This is a genomic window from Pantoea sp. BJFS-204 (genome assembly GCF_049310725.1).
GTDB classification, from domain to species: Bacteria; Pseudomonadota; Gammaproteobacteria; order Enterobacterales; family Enterobacteriaceae; genus Pantoea; species Pantoea agglomerans.
Window position 1 is genome coordinate 887,620 of record NZ_JBMOWE010000001.1, and the last position, 16,096, is coordinate 903,715.

The following is a 16,096-nucleotide window of genomic DNA, read 5'->3' on the forward strand; positions in this document are numbered from 1 at the left end:
CTCTGCCACGCGACCGTCAGTTAAAAGCGGAAGGTTGACCAGATGGGCGCGTGGTCAGATGGTTTTTCCATGCCCCGGATCTCATAATCAATGCCGGTCTCAACGCAGTGCGACGCCAGGGTTTTGCTCGCCAGCACCAGATCGATGCGTAACCCGCGATTATCATCAAACCCTTTCGAACGGTAATCGAACCAGGAAAAGCGATCCGCCACCTCCGGATTGTGCTCACGCCAGGTATCAACCAGTCCCCAGCCCAGCAGGCGGTCCATCCACTCGCGCTCTTCCGGCAGGAAGGAGCATTTGCCGGTGCGCAGCCAGCGCTTACGACTCTCCTCACCAATACCAATATCCCGATCGGTGCTGCTGATATTCATGTCGCCCATAATCAGAACCGGCTTATCAGCAGGCAGGTCTTCGGTCAGCAGACGTTGCAGATCGCGATAGAATTTCTCTTTAGCCGGAAACTTAGTGGGATGGTCGCGGCTCTCGCCCTGCGGAAAATAGCCGTTAATTACCGTGATGTCGCCAATCGGGCTGGGAAGCTCCGCGATGATCAGGCGGCGCTGGGATTCTTCGTCATCACCCGGGAACCCCCGGCTCACTGACACTGGCTCAGCTTTGGTTAACAGGGCAACACCGTAGTGACCTTTCTGTCCATGATAGAAGACGTGATAGCCGAGCTTTGACACCTCTTCCAGCGGGAACATGTCGTCATGGACCTTGGTTTCCTGCAGACCGATAACATCGGGCTGATGCTGTTCGACAAGTGCCTGAAGCTGATGCGGGCGGGCACGCAACCCATTGATGTTAAATGAAACAAATTTCATGAGATCGACCGTTGTTCAGAAATGTCAGGCGGAGATGGTAGCGATTTTTGCTGAAAAAGTCATGGCGGAACAGGCTGAGATTGTGTGAAAGCGGGCAGGAGTGTGGGGGCGAACAGGAAGCTTAGGTATTATTTTGGGGATGATGTGCAACATACGAGATGGTGGTGGGAGAAGGATTATTCGGCGCGTTGCGCCTCACCCTGCGGGCCGCGCTGAAGCGCGTTGTCTCGCGATGCTCGACCCGAACCTTAATCGAAGGTTCTCATCCCTCTCCCCGCAGAACAGGAAGCTTAGGTATTATTTTGGGGATGGTGTGCAACATACGAGATGGTGGTGGGAGAAGGATTCGAACCTTCGAAGTCTGTGACGGCAGATTTACAGTCTGCTCCCTTTGGCCGCTCGGGAATCCCACCTGGGATAGTGATGTGGCTTAAGATGATTCAGATTCAGATGGTGGTGGGAGAAGGATTCGAACCTTCGAAGTCTGTGACGGCAGATTTACAGTCTGCTCCCTTTGGCCGCTCGGGAATCCCACCATGGCCTGAATCTTTCTCTCTTAAAGCGGGGCGCATCATACCAAATGCGATAAGGGTGTAAAGCGCCCACTGGCAAAACCGCAACTGTTTGCCCACTTTTTACGCGTAGCGCTGAATCTGCAGACAATTCAGCGCACTGGCTGATTAAAGAATAATCGTGCGGTTGCCGTAAACAAACACGCGCTGACCCAGCACTTTATACAGTGCGTTGCTCAGGACATTCTTTTCTACGTCGCGACCGGCGCGCATCATCTCATCGGCGGTGTAGCTGTGATCAACGTTTATCACATCCTGCATGATGATTGGGCCTTCATCGAGATTGTCGTTCACATAGTGCGCGGTGGCACCGATGATCTTCACGCCACGTTCATAAGCCTGATGATAGGGACGGGCACCGATAAAGGCGGGCAGGAAGGAGTGGTGAATATTGATAATCTGGTTCGGATAACGCTGCACAAAGGCGGGCGTCAGGACGCGCATATATTTTGCCAGCACCACGTAATCGGGCTGATAGCGGTCAATCTCTTCCACCATGCGGTTATCGTGCTCTTCCCGCGTCAGTCCCTCATGGCTCACCAGCACAAACGGAATATCGAAACGCTCAACCAGTGAACGCAGGGTGTCGTGGTTACCCACTACCGCCGCAATTTCCATATCCAGGCCGCCAAACGCGCTCTTCATTAACAGATCGCCCAGACAATGCGCCTCTTTAGTGACAAGAATCACCACGCGGCGACGACCGGCGCTGTGCAGTTCCCGGACTGAACCCTGGGGCAGGGCGCTGTCGAGGTCGGCGAGCAGGGTGTTGTCGTTGAAGATCCCTTCCAGTTCGGTACGCATGAAAAAACGCCCGGTGCGATGATCAACAAACTCATTGTTCTGCACGATATTAAGTTCGTGCTTGTAACAAATATTGGTGATTTTGGCGATCAGACCTTTTGCATCGGGACAAATGGTTCGTAAAACTTTTCTTTGCATGGTTTGCGCTTGCATCTCAATCAGAGTCCTGTCAAAGCATTAGGGGTAAAACCGCTGGGGTAGCCGTCAGCTTAACCACAACATTTTTTGTATTTTTTTTCACTGCCACACGGGCAGCGATCGTTACGCCCCACGGGCGGTGCTGTACCGTCAACATAGTACCAGCGTTGATCCTCGCGAAGAAAGCGTGAACATTCATGAATGGCCTGAATGTTGGTTTTCTCGCGGTATCGCGCAAAAAAGGTAACGAAAGCTTCGTTCTCATGGCTTCCATGATTACAACGGGTTACATTCAGGCTGAGCCAGTCGGTTCCTGGAAAACTTTCAGATAAAAGCCCTGACAGCGCCGGATGACGCTTCTCAGGATGCCAGGTCGCAACCAGATAGTCCGCATTATGCTGAACATAAGCGCAATAACGGGATCGCATAAGTTGTTCAGCTGTAACAGGAATCTGGTTACCCTGAAGAAAGGGCTCGCAACATACGCTATACTGCTCTCCGCTACAACATGGGCAGGTTTCTGACACATTATCTCCCGGGAATGATGGGTCGGTTTTACAAGCGCGCTATGTTAGCTGACCCCGTGTTGTGATGCTACGTATTGACGGCAGGACCAGACAGAAATGAGAAAGGTAAAAATTGGATTGGCTCTGGGTTCTGGAGCGGCCAAAGGATGGGCGCATATCGGCGTGATCAACGCGCTGGAGCGTGCAGGTATTGAGATCGACGTCGTTGCGGGCTGCTCTGTCGGGGCATTAGTCGGATCTGCCTATGTGAATAACCGCCTGCCGCTGATGGAAAAATGGGTCAGTGCATTTCGCTACTGGGATGTTATTCGCCTGATGGATGTCTCCTGGCAGCGTGGCGGACTGCTGCGCGGTGAGCGGGTCTTTAGCCATGTTCGTCAGCTGATCCCCAATGACACGATAGAGCACTGTCATAAACCCTTTGGCGTGGTGGCGACTAACCTCAGTACCGGTCGTGAACTCTGGCTGACTGAGGGCGATCTGCATCAGGCAGTACGCGCTTCATGCAGTATGCCAGGTTTATTACCGCCGGTGGGCTACAATGGGTATTGGCTGGTGGATGGTGCCGTAGTCAACCCGGTGCCGATTTCACTTACCCGTGCCCTGGGGGCAGACATTGTTATCGCCGTTGACTTGCAGCATGACGCGCATTTAATGCAGCAGGATCTCTTTTCCGTGACACCACAGAATAGCGAAGAAGAAGCCGCCGCAGCAGCATTGAGTTGGGGTGGGAAGCTGCGTCAGCGTCTGGTGAATTTCAGCCAGCGCCGTGCGTCTCAGTCACCTGGCGCGATGGAGATTATGTCCACCTCTATCCAGGTGCTGGAAAATCGCCTGAAGCGGAATCGCATGGCAGGCGATCCGCCCGATGTTTTGATTCAGCCGGTCTGTCCGCAAATTTCGACGCTGGACTTTCATCGTGCTGAGGAAGCCATTGAAGCAGGCAAGGCCGCCGTAGAGAAGAAAATGGATGAACTATTACCACTGGTCCGTGGCAGATAATCAGGTTGTTCATTCAAAGCGGTGACTTCAGCCAATTCTTAAAGGCGCAACTGCGTTTTATGAACCACTATTGAAATATCTGGTACGCAGGGGGAAAGAATGGAAAAACCACTACTCGGCAAAAAGATACTCATTGTCGAAGATGAGGCTGTTTTCCGTTCGTTGCTGGACCAATTTTTGTTATCGATGGGTGCTGTGACGTTACAAGCGGAAGATGGTCTGGAAGCAATTGCACAACTACAACAGCATACTGTCGACCTGATTATCTGCGATCTGGAAATGCCCCGCATGAGCGGCATCCAGTTCGTTGAGCACATTCGTACCCGCGGCAACATCGTGCCGATTTTAATCATCTCAGCTACCGAGAACATGTCGGATATTGCGCATGTATTGCGTCTTGGGGTGCAGGATGTGCTGCTTAAACCACTTAAAAACTTTGAGCGCTTCCGTGAAGCGGTCTATGAGTGTCTCTATCCCTCTATGTTCACTTCGAAAGTGGAAGAGGATGAACAACTGTTCCAGGACTGGGATGCGCTGGTTCGTGATCCTAAAGCGGCTGCCAAGTTGCTCAAGCAACTCCAGCCACCGGTGCAGCAGACTATTGCCAACTGCCGGGTTAACTATCGTCAGCTGACGATGGCCGAGCAGCCTGGGCTGGTGCTTGATATCGCGGCGCTCTCCGATAAAGATCTGGCGTTCTACTGTCTGGACGTGACCCGTGCCGGTGATAATGGCGTGCTGGCAGCGTTGCTGCTGCGGGCGCTGTTCAATGGCCTGCTGCAGGAGCAACTGACCGGGCAGAAACAGCGTCTGCCGGAACTTAATGGGCTGCTCAGACAGGTCAATCTGTTACTGCGCCAGGCGAACCTGAGCGGCCAGTTCCCGTTACTGGTTGGGTACTATCATCGCGGATTAAAGAACTTAATTCTGGTTTCGGCCGGATTGAACGCCACACTCCATGTTCATGCCCATCAGATTCAGCTCAGCAATGGTGTCCCCCTTGGCACTATGGGCAGCACCCATCTTAACCAGATCAGTCAGCGCGCAGAAAACTGGCAATGCCACGTCTGGGGCGCGGGCGGGCGCATTCGGCTGATGCTATCGACGGAAGAATAAGCCGTAAAAACAGAGGAATTCTGGCGCTGAGGACAGGGCCAGAGTTTAGCTTTACAGTTGGGTAATAGTCTTAATTTCGACGGTTTGGTACCTTCCAGGATAAATCCGTTCGATACTAACTGATATACTCATTTCCGATTTTAAACCGACATATCAAGTATTAACTTGAACGGCCTATAAGAGAGGTATCTTAATGTCTGCCAATAATACCAAAGTAAAAAAAGCGGTAATCCCGGTAGCGGGTTTGGGTACGCGTATGCTCCCGGCTACCAAAGCGATTCCTAAAGAAATGTTACCGCTGGTTGATAAGCCGTTAATCCAGTATGTCGTTAACGAGTGTATCGCTGCTGGCATCAACGAAATTGTGCTGGTAACGCATTCATCAAAAAATGCCATCGAAAACCACTTTGATACCAGCTTCGAACTGGAATCAATGCTGGAAAAACGCGTTAAGCGTCAGCTGCTGGATGAAATCCAGTCAATCTGCCCGCCACACGTCACCATCATGCAGGTTCGTCAGGGCATCGCTAAAGGTCTGGGTCACGCTGTAATGTGTGCACACCCACTGATCGGTGATGAGCCGTTTGCGGTTATCCTGCCAGACGTCATCATCGACGAATATGAATCTAACCCAACCAAAGATAACCTGGCAGAGATGCTGAGCCGTTATGAAGAGTCTGGCCGCAGCCAGATCATGGTTGAGCCGGTTGCCGATGTGACTGCATACGGTGTTGTCGATTGCCAGGGCGCAGAACTGAACCCAGGCGACAGCGCACCGATGGTCGGTGTGGTTGAGAAGCCTAAAGCGTCAGAATCCCCATCAAACCTGGCCGTTGTAGGTCGTTATGTTCTCTCTTCAGAGATCTGGCCACTGCTGGCTAAAACGCCTCCAGGTGCAGGCGGCGAAGTTCAGCTGACTGACTCCATTGCGATGCTGATGGAAAAAGAGACAGTTGAAGCATATCACCTGAAAGGCGTCAGCCATGACTGTGGTAACAAACTGGGCTACATGCAGGCTTTCGTTGAGTACGGTGTTCGTCATCCGGTATTGGGCAAAGATTTTTCTGAATGGCTCGATGGCGCAGTTGGCAACAAAAAGTAATTCATAAACACAGGATAACTCGATGAAAGTCACTGTATTTGGTATCGGCTATGTCGGTCTGGTTCAGGCTGCGGTGTTAGCCGAAGTCGGACATGACGTTCTCTGCATTGATGTCGACGAAAACAAAGTCGAAAATCTGAAAAAAGGCATCATTCCTATTTTCGAACCAGGTTTAACGCCGCTGGTAATGTCCAATTACGAAGCGGGTCGTCTGAAGTTCAGCACTGATGCTGAGATGGGCGTAAACCATGGTGTTATGCAGTTTATTGCAGTTGGTACTCCACCAGATGAAGACGGCTCTGCCGATCTGAAATATGTGACCGCCGTAGCGCGCACCATTGCGCAGCATATGAACGATCACAAAGTGGTTATCGACAAATCAACCGTTCCGGTTGGCACAGCAGACAAAGTTCGTGCGGTAATGACGGAAGCGCTGAAAGCGCGTGACGCCAACATCACCTTTGATGTGGTATCTAACCCGGAATTCCTCAAAGAAGGTGCTGCAGTCAATGACTGTATGCGTCCAGAACGTATCGTTGTCGGTACTGACAACGACGACGTGGTAGAACTGTTACGCGAGCTCTATGAGCCGTTTAACCGTAACCACGATCGTATGATCATGATGGATATCCGAAGCGCAGAGCTGACCAAGTATGCAGCAAACTGCATGCTGGCCACCAAAATCAGCTTTATGAATGAGATGTCTAACCTGGCTGAACGTTTAGGCGCGGATATTGAAAAAGTACGCCAGGGCATCGGTTCCGATCCCCGCATTGGCTACCACTTTATCTATCCTGGCTGTGGTTATGGCGGCTCCTGCTTCCCGAAAGATGTGCAGGCGTTAATCCGTACCGCTGAGTCAATTGGCTATCAGCCACGTCTGTTGCAGGCCGTGGAAGATGTGAATGACAACCAGAAAAACAAACTGCCAACCTTTATCAAACGTCATTTTGGTGACGATCTGAAAGGTAAAACGTTTGCGCTCTGGGGCCTGTCATTTAAGCCGAACACTGACGACATGCGTGAAGCCTCCAGCCGTGTGCTGATGGAAACGCTGTGGGAAGCTGGCGCATCTGTTCAGGCGTTTGACCCTGAAGCGATGGATGAAGCACAGCGTATCTACGGTCACCGCAGCGATCTTAAGCTGATGGGTACCAAAGAAGCCGCACTGCAGGGCGCTGACGGTCTGGTCATCTGTACGGAGTGGCAAAACTTCCGTGCGCCTGACTTCGACATCATCAAAAATGCACTGAAAGAAGCCGTGATTTTTGATGGTCGTAACCTGTATGATCCAGAGCGTATCAGCAAACGCGGTTTCGTTTATTATGCAATCGGCCGCGGAGCGTCTATTCAAACTGCATAATTAACGAGGGATTTATGAACTTTCTGGTCACCGGCGCCGCAGGTTTTATTGGTTTTCATGTCAGCCAGCGTCTGCTGGCCGCCGGTCACCAGGTTGTCGGTATCGACAACCTGAATGATTATTACGACGTAAATCTCAAGCATGCCCGTCTCAATTTAATTAAGGCCGATCCTGGTTTTACTTTTATTGAGATGGACCTGGCGGACCGTGACGCAATGGCGTCACTGTTCGATCAGCAAAAATTCCAGCGCGTTATCCATCTTGGCGCTCAGGCTGGTGTCCGGTATTCCATTGAAAATCCTCATGCCTACGCAGACTCCAATCTGACGGGTCACCTCAATATCCTTGAAGGTTGCCGTCATCATAAAATTGAACATCTGCTCTACGCCTCATCCAGTTCAGTCTATGGTCTGAATCGCAAGATGCCGTTCTCAACCGAAGATAGCGTTGATCATCCGGTTTCTTTATATGCAGCGACCAAAAAAGCCAACGAGTTAATGTCACACACTTACTCGCATCTCTATCAGCTGCCGACCACTGGATTGCGCTTCTTTACGGTCTATGGCCCGTGGGGCCGTCCGGATATGGCGTTATTCAAATTCACCCGAGCAATGATTGCCGGTGAGGCGATTGACGTTTATAACCAGGGCCAGATGAAACGCGACTTTACCTATATTGACGATATTGCTGAAGCCATTGTTCGCCTGCAGGATGTTATTCCACAACAGGACGACAACTGGACAGTTGAAACCGGATCGCCGGCAACCAGTTCAGCGCCTTATCGTGTTTATAATATTGGAAACAGTCAGCCTGTCACGTTGATGAACTATATCGAAGCGATTGAAAAAGCCCTGGGCATTACTGCGAAGAAAAATCTGATGCCAATGCAGCCTGGAGATGTACTGGAAACCAGTGCGGATACCGAAGCCTTGTTTAAGGCAATTGGATTCAAACCACAGACCGGGGTGGAAGAGGGCGTTAAAAACTTTGTGGACTGGTACCGCGACTTTTACCGCGTCTGAGTATCTGATTAAAAGAAAAAAGGAAGCTCCGGCTTCCTTTTTTATTGCGCATCAGGCTGCCAGGAAGGCAGTCACCCTGCGGGTCTTTACAGTAAAAAATCGTCCAGCTTTTTACCCTGTTCTTCCAGCGCTTTTTTAATCACGGCCGGTGTGCGGCCCTGACCGGTCCAGGTTCTGGACTCGCCTTTTTCATCGGTGTAACCATATTTAGCCGGACGTACTGAGCGTTTACCTTTTGCCGCAGTCCGTGTGTCGGTCAGCGTGTTAATCAGTTCATTCGGGTCAATACCATCAGCCAGTAGCATTTCACGATACTGATTAAGTTTACGCGTGCGTTCTTCATTTTCTGCCTGAAAATGAGACTCTTCTTCGCGGCGCTCTTTTACTACTACGTCCAGCTTTTCCAGCATCTCTTCCAGTATTTCAACGGAATACTCTCTGGCCTGGGCGCGCAGCGTACGGATATTATTAAGAACTTTTAGTGCTTCGCTCATTGTCCTGGTCTCTGAATAAGGGAAAAGTTGTGTTGCCCGCTAATAGTAGTGGCGACATAAAATAACTGCAATCATAAAAATATGTATATCACTAATTACCCAGGTGACTAAAAATAATTTTCACCAGAAAATTGCACAGTTGTGCAGAATAAAAATATTTTCCTTTAGTCCGATATCAAATAAATTTAATGTATTCAGGTCAGCAACAAAAATGTCATTGCTTTTGTTGCGGGTAAAATAAGCAAAACTTATCCCGTTCGGCACTGCACATAACAGGCGCCGTAAACGGCATGCAGAGGAATAAACGGCCAGCCGTTACACTTTATTCACTCATCAACCGCAACGTATTGCCGCCGCTTTGTGGTAATATGCGCGCCATTCCATTCAGTCCTGATGAAGATACGCGCCGATGGCTCAACTCTATTTCTATTACTCTGCCATGAATGCAGGGAAATCAACCGCACTGCTACAATCCTCATATAACTATCATGAGCGCGGCATGCGTTCACTGGTTTACACCGCTGAAATCGATAATCGCTTTGGTGCCGGGCAGGTGAGTTCCCGTATCGGACTATCGTCACCGGCCTTGCTATACAACGCAGAGACATCACTCTACAGCGACATCGCTGCTGAACATGCCGTTCAGCCTGTCCATTGCGTGCTGGTTGATGAGAGTCAGTTCCTGACCCGTGAGCAGGTTAAAGCGCTGTCAGATGTCGTAGACGACCTTGATATTCCGGTGCTCTGTTATGGTCTGCGAACGGATTTTCGCGGTGAACTGTTTGTTGGCAGTCAGTATCTGCTGGCGTGGGCAGATAAGCTGGTTGAACTCAAAACTATTTGTCACTGTGGGCGCAAGGCCAGTATGGTTCTGCGACTGGATAGCGAGGGCAAACCTTTCAGTGAGGGTGAGCAGGTGGTGATTGGCGGTAACGAACGTTATATCTCAGTCTGCCGTAAGCATTATAAACAGGCGATAGAGCAGGGATCGTTGCAGGCGATCCATGGCGCTCAGACTCCGCTGAATTAACCCTATTGTTCAGGCAATAAAAAACCCGCCGAGGCGGGTTTTTTTATCAGACAGTCAGAACGGCGCTATCAGACTTTTTTGGCTTTCTTCTCAAGCTTAATACCTTTTACCGGCTGCTCAGCAATGGCTTCGGCTACGCTTGAGAACGGTTCGACAAATTCACGACCGTAGTAGGTATCAAGCATAATCTGTTTCAGTTCAGCAATCAGCGGATAACGTGGGTTAGCGCCGGTACACTGGTCATCAAACGCATCATCGGCCAGTTTATCGACTTTCGCCAGGAAGTCCGCTTCCTGCACACCCGCCTCACGGATAGAGGTTGGAATACCAAGTTCAGTTTTAATCTCATCCAGCCAGGCGAGCAGCTTCTCAATTTTCTGCGCGGTGCGGTCGCCTGGTGCGCTCAGACCCAGATGGTCAGCAATCTCGGCGTAGCGACGGCGCGCCTGAGGGCGATCGTACTGGCTGAAAGCGGTCTGTTTAGTCGGGTTGTCATTCGCGTTGTAGCGAATAACGTTAGAGATTAACAGGGCGTTGGCCAGGCCGTGTGGGATATGGAACTCTGAACCCAGCTTATGCGCCATTGAGTGACAAACCCCGAGGAAGGCGTTGGCAAACGCAATACCGGCGATAGTGGCGGCATTGTGTACGCGCTCACGCGCCACCGGATTTTTGGCGCCTTCGGCATAGCTGGCTGGCAGATTCTCTTTCAGCAGTTTCAGTGCCTGCAGCGCCTGTCCGTCAGAGTATTCATTCGCCAGTACTGAAACATAAGCTTCCAGCGCGTGGGTCACGGCATCCAGACCGCCGAAGGCGCAGAGTGAACGCGGCATATCCATCACCAGGTTGGCATCGACAATCGCCATATCAGGCGTCAGTGCGTAGTCAGCGAGCGGATATTTCTGACCCGTCGCATCATCGGTCACTACAGCAAACGGCGTGACTTCAGAACCGGTACCGGACGTGGTGGTGATGGCAATCATGCGCGCTTTGACACCCATTTTCGGGAACTTGTAGATACGTTTACGGATATCCATGAAACGTAACGCCAGCTCCTCGAAGTGAGTTTCCGGATGTTCGTACATCACCCACATGATTTTCGCGGCATCCATCGGTGAGCCACCGCCCAGCGCGATGATGACATCCGGTTTGAAGCTGTTCATCTGCTCAGCACCTTTACGCACGATGCTCAGCGTCGGGTCAGCTTCAACTTCGAAGAACACTTCCGTTTCAATGCCGTGTGATTTCAGCACACGGGTCACCTGGTCGGCATAGCCGTTATTGAACAGGAAGCGGTCAGTGACGATAAAGGCACGTTTCGCGCCATCCGTTGCCACTTCTTCCAGCGCAATTGGCAGTGAACCCCGACGGAAGTAGATGGATTTTGGAAGTTTATGCCACAACATATTCTCAGCTCGCTTGGCGACAGTTTTGGTATTGATCAGATGTTTTGGACCGACGTTCTCTGAAATAGAGTTTCCGCCCCACGAACCACAACCCAGCGTCAGAGACGGCGCCAGTTTAAAGTTGTAGAGGTCGCCGATACCACCCTGCGAGGCGGGGGTGTTGATCAGAATACGCGCGGTTTTCATTTTGTCGCCGAAGTAGTGAACGCGTTCGGTCTGGTTGTCCTGATCGGTATAGAGACAGGAGGTGTGGCCGATACCGCCCATGGCGACCAGTTTTTCTGCTTTCGCGACCGCATCCTGGAAATCTTTCGCCCGATACATCGCAAGGGTTGGTGAGAGTTTTTCATGGGCGAACGGCTCAGACTCATCCACCAGCTTCACTTCGCCAATCAGAATCTTAGTGCTCGGTGGCACGCTGATACCGGCCATCTCCGCAATTTTGAACGCTGGCTGGCCTACGATAGCCGCATTCAGGCCGCCGTTTTTCAGAATAATATTCTGCACCGCACTCAGTTCGGCACCCTGCAGCATATAACCGCCGTGGCTGGCGAAACGTTCACGCACCGCGTCATAGACTGAATCGACCACAATCACCGACTGTTCAGAGGCGCAGATAACCCCGTTATCAAAGGTTTTCGACATCAGAATCGACGCAACCGCACGTTTAAGATCGGCGGTTTCATCAATCACGACAGGCGTATTACCCGCACCGACACCAATCGCAGGTTTACCGGAGCTGTAAGCCGCTTTCACCATGCCTGGACCGCCAGTGGCGAGAATCAGGTTGATGTCAGGGTGATGCATCAGTTGATTTGACAGCTCAACGGAAGGTGCGTCGATCCAGCCGATAATATCTTTTGGCGCACCGGCAGCCACCGCCGCCTGCAATACGATGTCTGCAGCTTTGTTGGTCGCATCTTTGGCGCGTGGATGAGGAGAGAAGATGATGCCGTTACGGGTTTTAAGGCTGATTAATGCTTTGAAGATGGCGGTTGAAGTGGGGTTGGTCGTCGGGACGATACCGCAAATCAGGCCAATAGGTTCGGCGATGGTAATGGTGCCGAAAGTATCATCCGTGGCTAACACACCACAGGTTTTTTCATCTTTATAAGCGTTGTAGATATATTCTGAAGCAAAATGGTTTTTGATCACTTTGTCTTCGACGATGCCCATACCTGATTCGGCAACGGCCATCTTGGCAAGCGGGATTCGGGCGTCTGCGGCGGCGAGGGCGGCGGCACGGAAGATAGCGTCGACCTGTTGTTGAGAAAAGTTGGCATATTCACGCTGGGCTTTTTTTACACGTTCAACCAGTGCATTAAGTTCGGCGACATTGGTTACGGCCATGGTGTTCTCCTGAAGGAAGTTAAACTTTTTTAGTAAACAATCCTGCGCCATGAGTATAGTCACGTTGCCATAAGGCGCTGGACTGGATTAGAACGCCCGGATTTTCAACTGTTTACTGAACTAGTCTTCTGTTGCAGTCAGTAAGATTTTCTTCGCTGCCGCTAATACTTCCGTTGCGAAAAGATTACCTGGTTTGGGGTAGGGCAATTTTGATGCAGATCAATTTAACCGCAAGCTGACACCTTTCAGCTCCCCTTTACGCCCTTTGTTTATCAAATTGGTTACCTCTTCACGTCATCTGCCTGGTAGCGGCTAAATCCAGTCACTTTTTAATCTCTGGGGTAACGCGCTGGATGCGCCGTCATTCAACAGTATAAATAGCTGAGTCAGCATCTGGCGTCCGTGCCTGTTTTCACATACATTAGGCGCGTTTTCCCCCCCTGTGGTACGGAGTAAAGTCGTGAACCCTGCGCTGTTAGATTTATCAGGCTATATAAAATTTTTTGTCGGGCTCTTTGCGCTGGTCAATCCGGTGGGAATTATTCCGGTCTTTATCAGCATGACCCGTTATCAGGGGGTGGCTGAGCGTAACAAAACTAACCTCACCGCCAATCTGGCGGTTGCTATTATCCTCTGGACGTCACTGTTCCTTGGTGATGCGATTCTGCATGTGTTTGGCATCTCGATTGACTCCTTCCGCATCGCGGGTGGGATCCTGGTCGTCACCATTGCGATGTCGATGATCAGCGGCAAGCTGGGCGAAGATAAGCAGAATAAGCAGGAGAAGTCAGAAACGGCGATTCGTGAAAGTGTGGGGGTTGTGCCGCTGGCGTTGCCGTTGATGGCGGGGCCGGGTGCTATCAGCTCGACCATTGTCTGGAGCACCCGCTACCACAGCTGGATAAATCTGCTGGGGTTCACCCTGGCGATTGCGATCTTTGCATTCTGCTGCTGGTTACTCTTTCGGGCCGCGCCGTTAATGGTGCGTATTCTTGGCCAGACCGGTATCAACGTCATTACGCGTATTATGGGTCTGTTACTGATGGCACTGGGCATCGAATTTGTTGTCACCGGCATGAAGTCCATTTTTCCCGGCTTACTCAATTAAACGCTCACTTATTTCAGAGAGTGAAGTGAAATAATGATCCGTAATGGTGCAGGAGGGGCATTTTATGCACCATTACGATGCAATTATTCGTTGTGCTTAACAGAATCAGGCAATTATAAATTTCATTACTGCGCGCTGGCTCACAGACTTTTTTCTGCGAAATAATGTCACTATTTTCACACGATATTCTGCTCTCTATTTTCGTGTAAGCCTCACAAACTGCCAGAATAATCACGCTATCTTAAATTTCATCACGCTGAAGCCACATTCCCCAATATAAGTGCCAAAAAAGAGGCTGTTTGTCGCTGCTTTCCGCTCTTAAGAGGGGTTTTCAGCTAAATAGTCTATTTTTCATATCGATATGATATTTTCAGGACGAAAATTAACACTTCCGCTGCCTGACTTCTCATGATAAAAGAGAATTAGTTAACATTTTAGCTATTTTGCTTTGGCGCGCCTTCACGGCTTCTGATAATTTTTGGCCCAACGTAAAATTTTTTCTCCGAAAGCCCAAAGTGAGAACGCTTTTTGCTTAAGCCTGTCGGGATACTTAATTTAAGGTTGGCGTTTCGCATGATTGGGATGAAGAATTTGCAGCAGCAGCGGTCAAAACTCGCAGTCGTTTTGTTAATGGCATTTTCTCCGGCCTATGCCGCCACGGTGCCGCCGGGTACAACACTGACCGCGCAGCAACAGATTGTGATCAATAACGGCAGTGAAGTCTCCTCGCTGGATCCGCATAAAACCGAAGGCGTGCCGGAATCCAACATTATTCACAACCTGCTGGACGGCCTGGTCAATACCGATAACAGCGGGCAGGTCGTTCCTGGCGTCGCTAAAAGCTGGGAAAACCCGCAACCCACCGTCTGGATTTTTAATCTGCGGGAGGATGCGAAGTGGAGCAACGGTGAGCCGGTTACCGCCACTGATTTCGTCTACAGCTGGCGCCGTCTGGTGGACCCGACAACCGCGTCGCCTTACTCCAGCTATCTGCAGGCAGCCCATTTTGCCAATATTGATGCCATCCTTGCCGGTAAAGCGTCACCCGATCAGCTGGGCGTGAAGGCGCTGGATGCCCATCGGCTGCAAATTACCCTGAGTGAACCTGTTCCTTACCTGGTGGCGATGTTAGCGCATACGGCGATGAAACCGGTTTATGCGCCAGCCATTAAGCAGTGGGGGGAAGCCTGGACCCGCCCGGGTCATTACATCGGCAACGGCGCCTACACGCTGAGCGACTGGGTAGTGAATGAAAAAATTGTCGTGAAGCGCAATCCTCGCTACTGGGATAATGCGCACACGGTGATTGAACAGGGGACATTCCTGCCGATCGCCTCTGAAAACAGCGATATCAATCGCTACCGCAGCGGCGGCACGGACATTACCAACAGTGCGGTGCCACCAGAGATGTTTGGCAAGCTGCGCAAAGAGCTGGGCGATGAAGTGAAGGTCAGCCCGCTGCTCTGCACCTTCTACTACGAGATTAATAACAAAAAGCCGCCGTTTACCGATGCGCGGGTGCGTGCCGCACTGAAGATGACCCTCGATCGCGAGGTCATTGCCAATAAGATCATGGCCCAGGGGCAGATTCCGGCTTACAGCCTGACGCCGCCTTTCACCGCCGGTATCAAACTCACTCCACCTGCCTGGTTCACCTGGACGCAGGCGCAGCGTAATGAAGCCGCGAAGAAGCTGCTGGCAGAGGCCGGCTTTGATGCTGCCCATCCGCTGACCTTTACGCTGCTCTACAACACTTCCGATCAGAACAAACGGCAGGCGATTGCGGCCGCGTCGATGTGGCAGAAAAACCTGGGTGCTAAGGTGACGCTGCAGAATCAGGAGTGGAAAACCATGCTGGAGACCCGTCACCAGGCGCAGTATGACGTGGTGCGCGCCACCTGGTGTGCTGACTACAATGAACCCTCAACCTTCCTGAACATGCTGATCAGCAACGCCTCGATCAACACCGCGTTTCACAGCAGCGCGACCTTTGATCGTCTGATGGCGGAGACGCTGACGGCGGGCAGCGAGGCGCAGCGCGCCAGCCTGTATCAGCAGGCTGAAACACAACTCGACAAAGACTCACCAATTGTGCCAGTTTACTACCGCGTAAGTGTGCGCCTGGTGAAGCCCTGGGTTGGCGGCTTCACGGGCAAAGACCCGCAGGACATGACAGACCTGAAGTACTATTTCATCAAAAAACACTGATCTGATCGCCTGTTCGGCGAGACAGTC

13 protein-coding genes, 2 tRNA genes and 1 other RNA gene are annotated in these 16,096 nt (G+C 51.2%); 8 read left to right on the forward strand and 8 right to left on the reverse strand.

Annotated elements, in window-relative coordinates; genetic code table 11:
• Window positions 1-20: 20 nt before the first annotated feature.
• The 6 genes from xthA to ACO6VX_RS04025 all read right to left on the reverse strand — a co-directional run bounded on the left by xthA (window position 21) and on the right by ACO6VX_RS04025 (window position 2,868).
• Window positions 21-827 carry an exodeoxyribonuclease III gene (xthA, locus tag ACO6VX_RS04000; protein ID WP_010260640.1) on the reverse strand — a complete coding sequence of 269 codons (807 nt, stop codon included), beginning with the start codon at window positions 825-827 and terminating at the stop codon, window positions 21-23.
• Window positions 828-986: 159 nt separating this feature from the next.
• Window positions 987-1,114, reverse strand: a non-coding RNA gene (locus ACO6VX_RS04005) — RtT sRNA.
• Window positions 1,115-1,155: 41 nt separating this feature from the next.
• Window positions 1,156-1,240: transfer RNA gene (locus tag ACO6VX_RS04010), tRNA-Tyr, on the reverse strand.
• A 38-nt stretch (window positions 1,241-1,278) separates the two neighbouring features.
• A tRNA-Tyr gene (locus tag ACO6VX_RS04015) sits at window positions 1,279-1,363 on the reverse strand.
• A gap of 144 nt (window positions 1,364-1,507) precedes the next feature.
• The gene (gene purU / locus ACO6VX_RS04020; protein ID WP_003852258.1) at window positions 1,508-2,356 is read right to left on the reverse strand and encodes a formyltetrahydrofolate deformylase; all 849 of its coding nucleotides are present in this window, start codon (window positions 2,354-2,356) and stop codon (window positions 1,508-1,510) included.
• A 56-nt stretch (window positions 2,357-2,412) separates the two neighbouring features.
• On the reverse strand, window positions 2,413-2,868 hold the full coding sequence (locus ACO6VX_RS04025; protein ID WP_029519106.1) for a YchJ family protein: 456 nt from the start codon (window positions 2,866-2,868) through the stop codon (window positions 2,413-2,415).
• A 96-nt stretch (window positions 2,869-2,964) separates the two neighbouring features.
• Between ACO6VX_RS04025 and rssA the strand changes: the two genes are divergently transcribed.
• The 5 genes from rssA to ACO6VX_RS04050 all read left to right on the forward strand — a co-directional run bounded on the left by rssA (window position 2,965) and on the right by ACO6VX_RS04050 (window position 8,473).
• Window positions 2,965-3,870 carry a patatin-like phospholipase RssA gene (gene rssA / locus ACO6VX_RS04030; RefSeq protein ID WP_010244341.1) on the forward strand — a complete coding sequence of 302 codons (906 nt, stop codon included), beginning with the start codon at window positions 2,965-2,967 and terminating at the stop codon, window positions 3,868-3,870.
• 99 nt (window positions 3,871-3,969) lie between these two features.
• Window positions 3,970-4,986: a two-component system response regulator RssB gene (gene rssB, locus ACO6VX_RS04035; protein WP_010244345.1), complete on the forward strand. Its 1,017-nt coding sequence runs from the start codon at window positions 3,970-3,972 to the stop codon at window positions 4,984-4,986.
• Window positions 4,987-5,179: 193 nt separating this feature from the next.
• Window positions 5,180-6,088, forward strand: a complete 909-nt coding sequence (galU, locus tag ACO6VX_RS04040; RefSeq protein ID WP_008925296.1) for a UTP--glucose-1-phosphate uridylyltransferase GalU — start codon at window positions 5,180-5,182, stop codon at window positions 6,086-6,088.
• 22 nt (window positions 6,089-6,110) lie between these two features.
• Entirely contained in the window at window positions 6,111-7,451 is a 1,341-nt protein-coding gene (locus tag ACO6VX_RS04045; protein WP_031593141.1) for a UDP-glucose dehydrogenase family protein, read from the forward strand.
• A gap of 14 nt (window positions 7,452-7,465) precedes the next feature.
• Window positions 7,466-8,473 (forward strand): NAD-dependent epimerase, encoded by a 1,008-nt coding sequence (locus ACO6VX_RS04050; RefSeq protein ID WP_010244357.1) that lies wholly within the window; start codon window positions 7,466-7,468, stop codon window positions 8,471-8,473.
• An 86-nt stretch (window positions 8,474-8,559) separates the two neighbouring features.
• Here the strand turns inward: ACO6VX_RS04050 and hns are convergent, their stop codons facing one another.
• Window positions 8,560-8,967 carry a histone-like nucleoid-structuring protein H-NS gene (gene hns, locus ACO6VX_RS04055; protein ID WP_010244359.1) on the reverse strand — a complete coding sequence of 136 codons (408 nt, stop codon included), beginning with the start codon at window positions 8,965-8,967 and terminating at the stop codon, window positions 8,560-8,562.
• 409 nt (window positions 8,968-9,376) lie between these two features.
• Between hns and tdk the strand changes: the two genes are divergently transcribed.
• On the forward strand, window positions 9,377-9,997 hold the full coding sequence (tdk, locus tag ACO6VX_RS04060) for a thymidine kinase (RefSeq protein WP_010244362.1): 621 nt from the start codon (window positions 9,377-9,379) through the stop codon (window positions 9,995-9,997).
• Between the two features lie 68 nt (window positions 9,998-10,065).
• Here tdk and adhE read toward each other — a convergent pair whose 3' ends face one another.
• The gene (gene adhE / locus ACO6VX_RS04065; protein ID WP_010244364.1) at window positions 10,066-12,753 is read right to left on the reverse strand and encodes a bifunctional acetaldehyde-CoA/alcohol dehydrogenase; all 2,688 of its coding nucleotides are present in this window, start codon (window positions 12,751-12,753) and stop codon (window positions 10,066-10,068) included.
• Window positions 12,754-13,213: 460 nt separating this feature from the next.
• Between adhE and ACO6VX_RS04070 the strand changes: the two genes are divergently transcribed.
• Window positions 13,214-13,861, forward strand: a complete 648-nt coding sequence (locus tag ACO6VX_RS04070) for a YchE family NAAT transporter (protein WP_010244367.1) — start codon at window positions 13,214-13,216, stop codon at window positions 13,859-13,861.
• A gap of 582 nt (window positions 13,862-14,443) precedes the next feature.
• Entirely contained in the window at window positions 14,444-16,069 is a 1,626-nt protein-coding gene (locus ACO6VX_RS04075) for an ABC transporter substrate-binding protein (RefSeq protein ID WP_422457733.1), read from the forward strand.
• Window positions 16,070-16,096 lie beyond the last annotated feature (27 nt).

Bases quoted from the DNA above. Each gene is read 5' to 3' on its own strand.
- hns (WP_010244359.1), bottom strand. From the start codon at position 8,967: ATGAGCGAAGCACTAAAAGTTCTTAATAATATCCGTACGCTGCGCGCC.
- xthA (WP_010260640.1), bottom strand. From the start codon at position 827: ATGAAATTTGTTTCATTTAACATCAATGGGTTGCGTGCCCGCCCGCAT.
- rssA (WP_010244341.1), top strand. From the start codon at position 2,965: ATGAGAAAGGTAAAAATTGGATTGGCTCTGGGTTCTGGAGCGGCCAAA.
- tdk (WP_010244362.1), top strand. From the start codon at position 9,377: ATGGCTCAACTCTATTTCTATTACTCTGCCATGAATGCAGGGAAATCA.
- adhE (WP_010244364.1), bottom strand. From the start codon at position 12,753: ATGGCCGTAACCAATGTCGCCGAACTTAATGCACTGGTTGAACGTGTA.
- galU (WP_008925296.1), top strand. From the start codon at position 5,180: ATGTCTGCCAATAATACCAAAGTAAAAAAAGCGGTAATCCCGGTAGCG.
- ACO6VX_RS04045 (WP_031593141.1), top strand. From the start codon at position 6,111: ATGAAAGTCACTGTATTTGGTATCGGCTATGTCGGTCTGGTTCAGGCT.
- ACO6VX_RS04075 (WP_422457733.1), top strand. From the start codon at position 14,444: ATGAAGAATTTGCAGCAGCAGCGGTCAAAACTCGCAGTCGTTTTGTTA.
- rssB (WP_010244345.1), top strand. From the start codon at position 3,970: ATGGAAAAACCACTACTCGGCAAAAAGATACTCATTGTCGAAGATGAG.
- ACO6VX_RS04050 (WP_010244357.1), top strand. From the start codon at position 7,466: ATGAACTTTCTGGTCACCGGCGCCGCAGGTTTTATTGGTTTTCATGTC.
- purU (WP_003852258.1), bottom strand. From the start codon at position 2,356: ATGCAAGCGCAAACCATGCAAAGAAAAGTTTTACGAACCATTTGTCCC.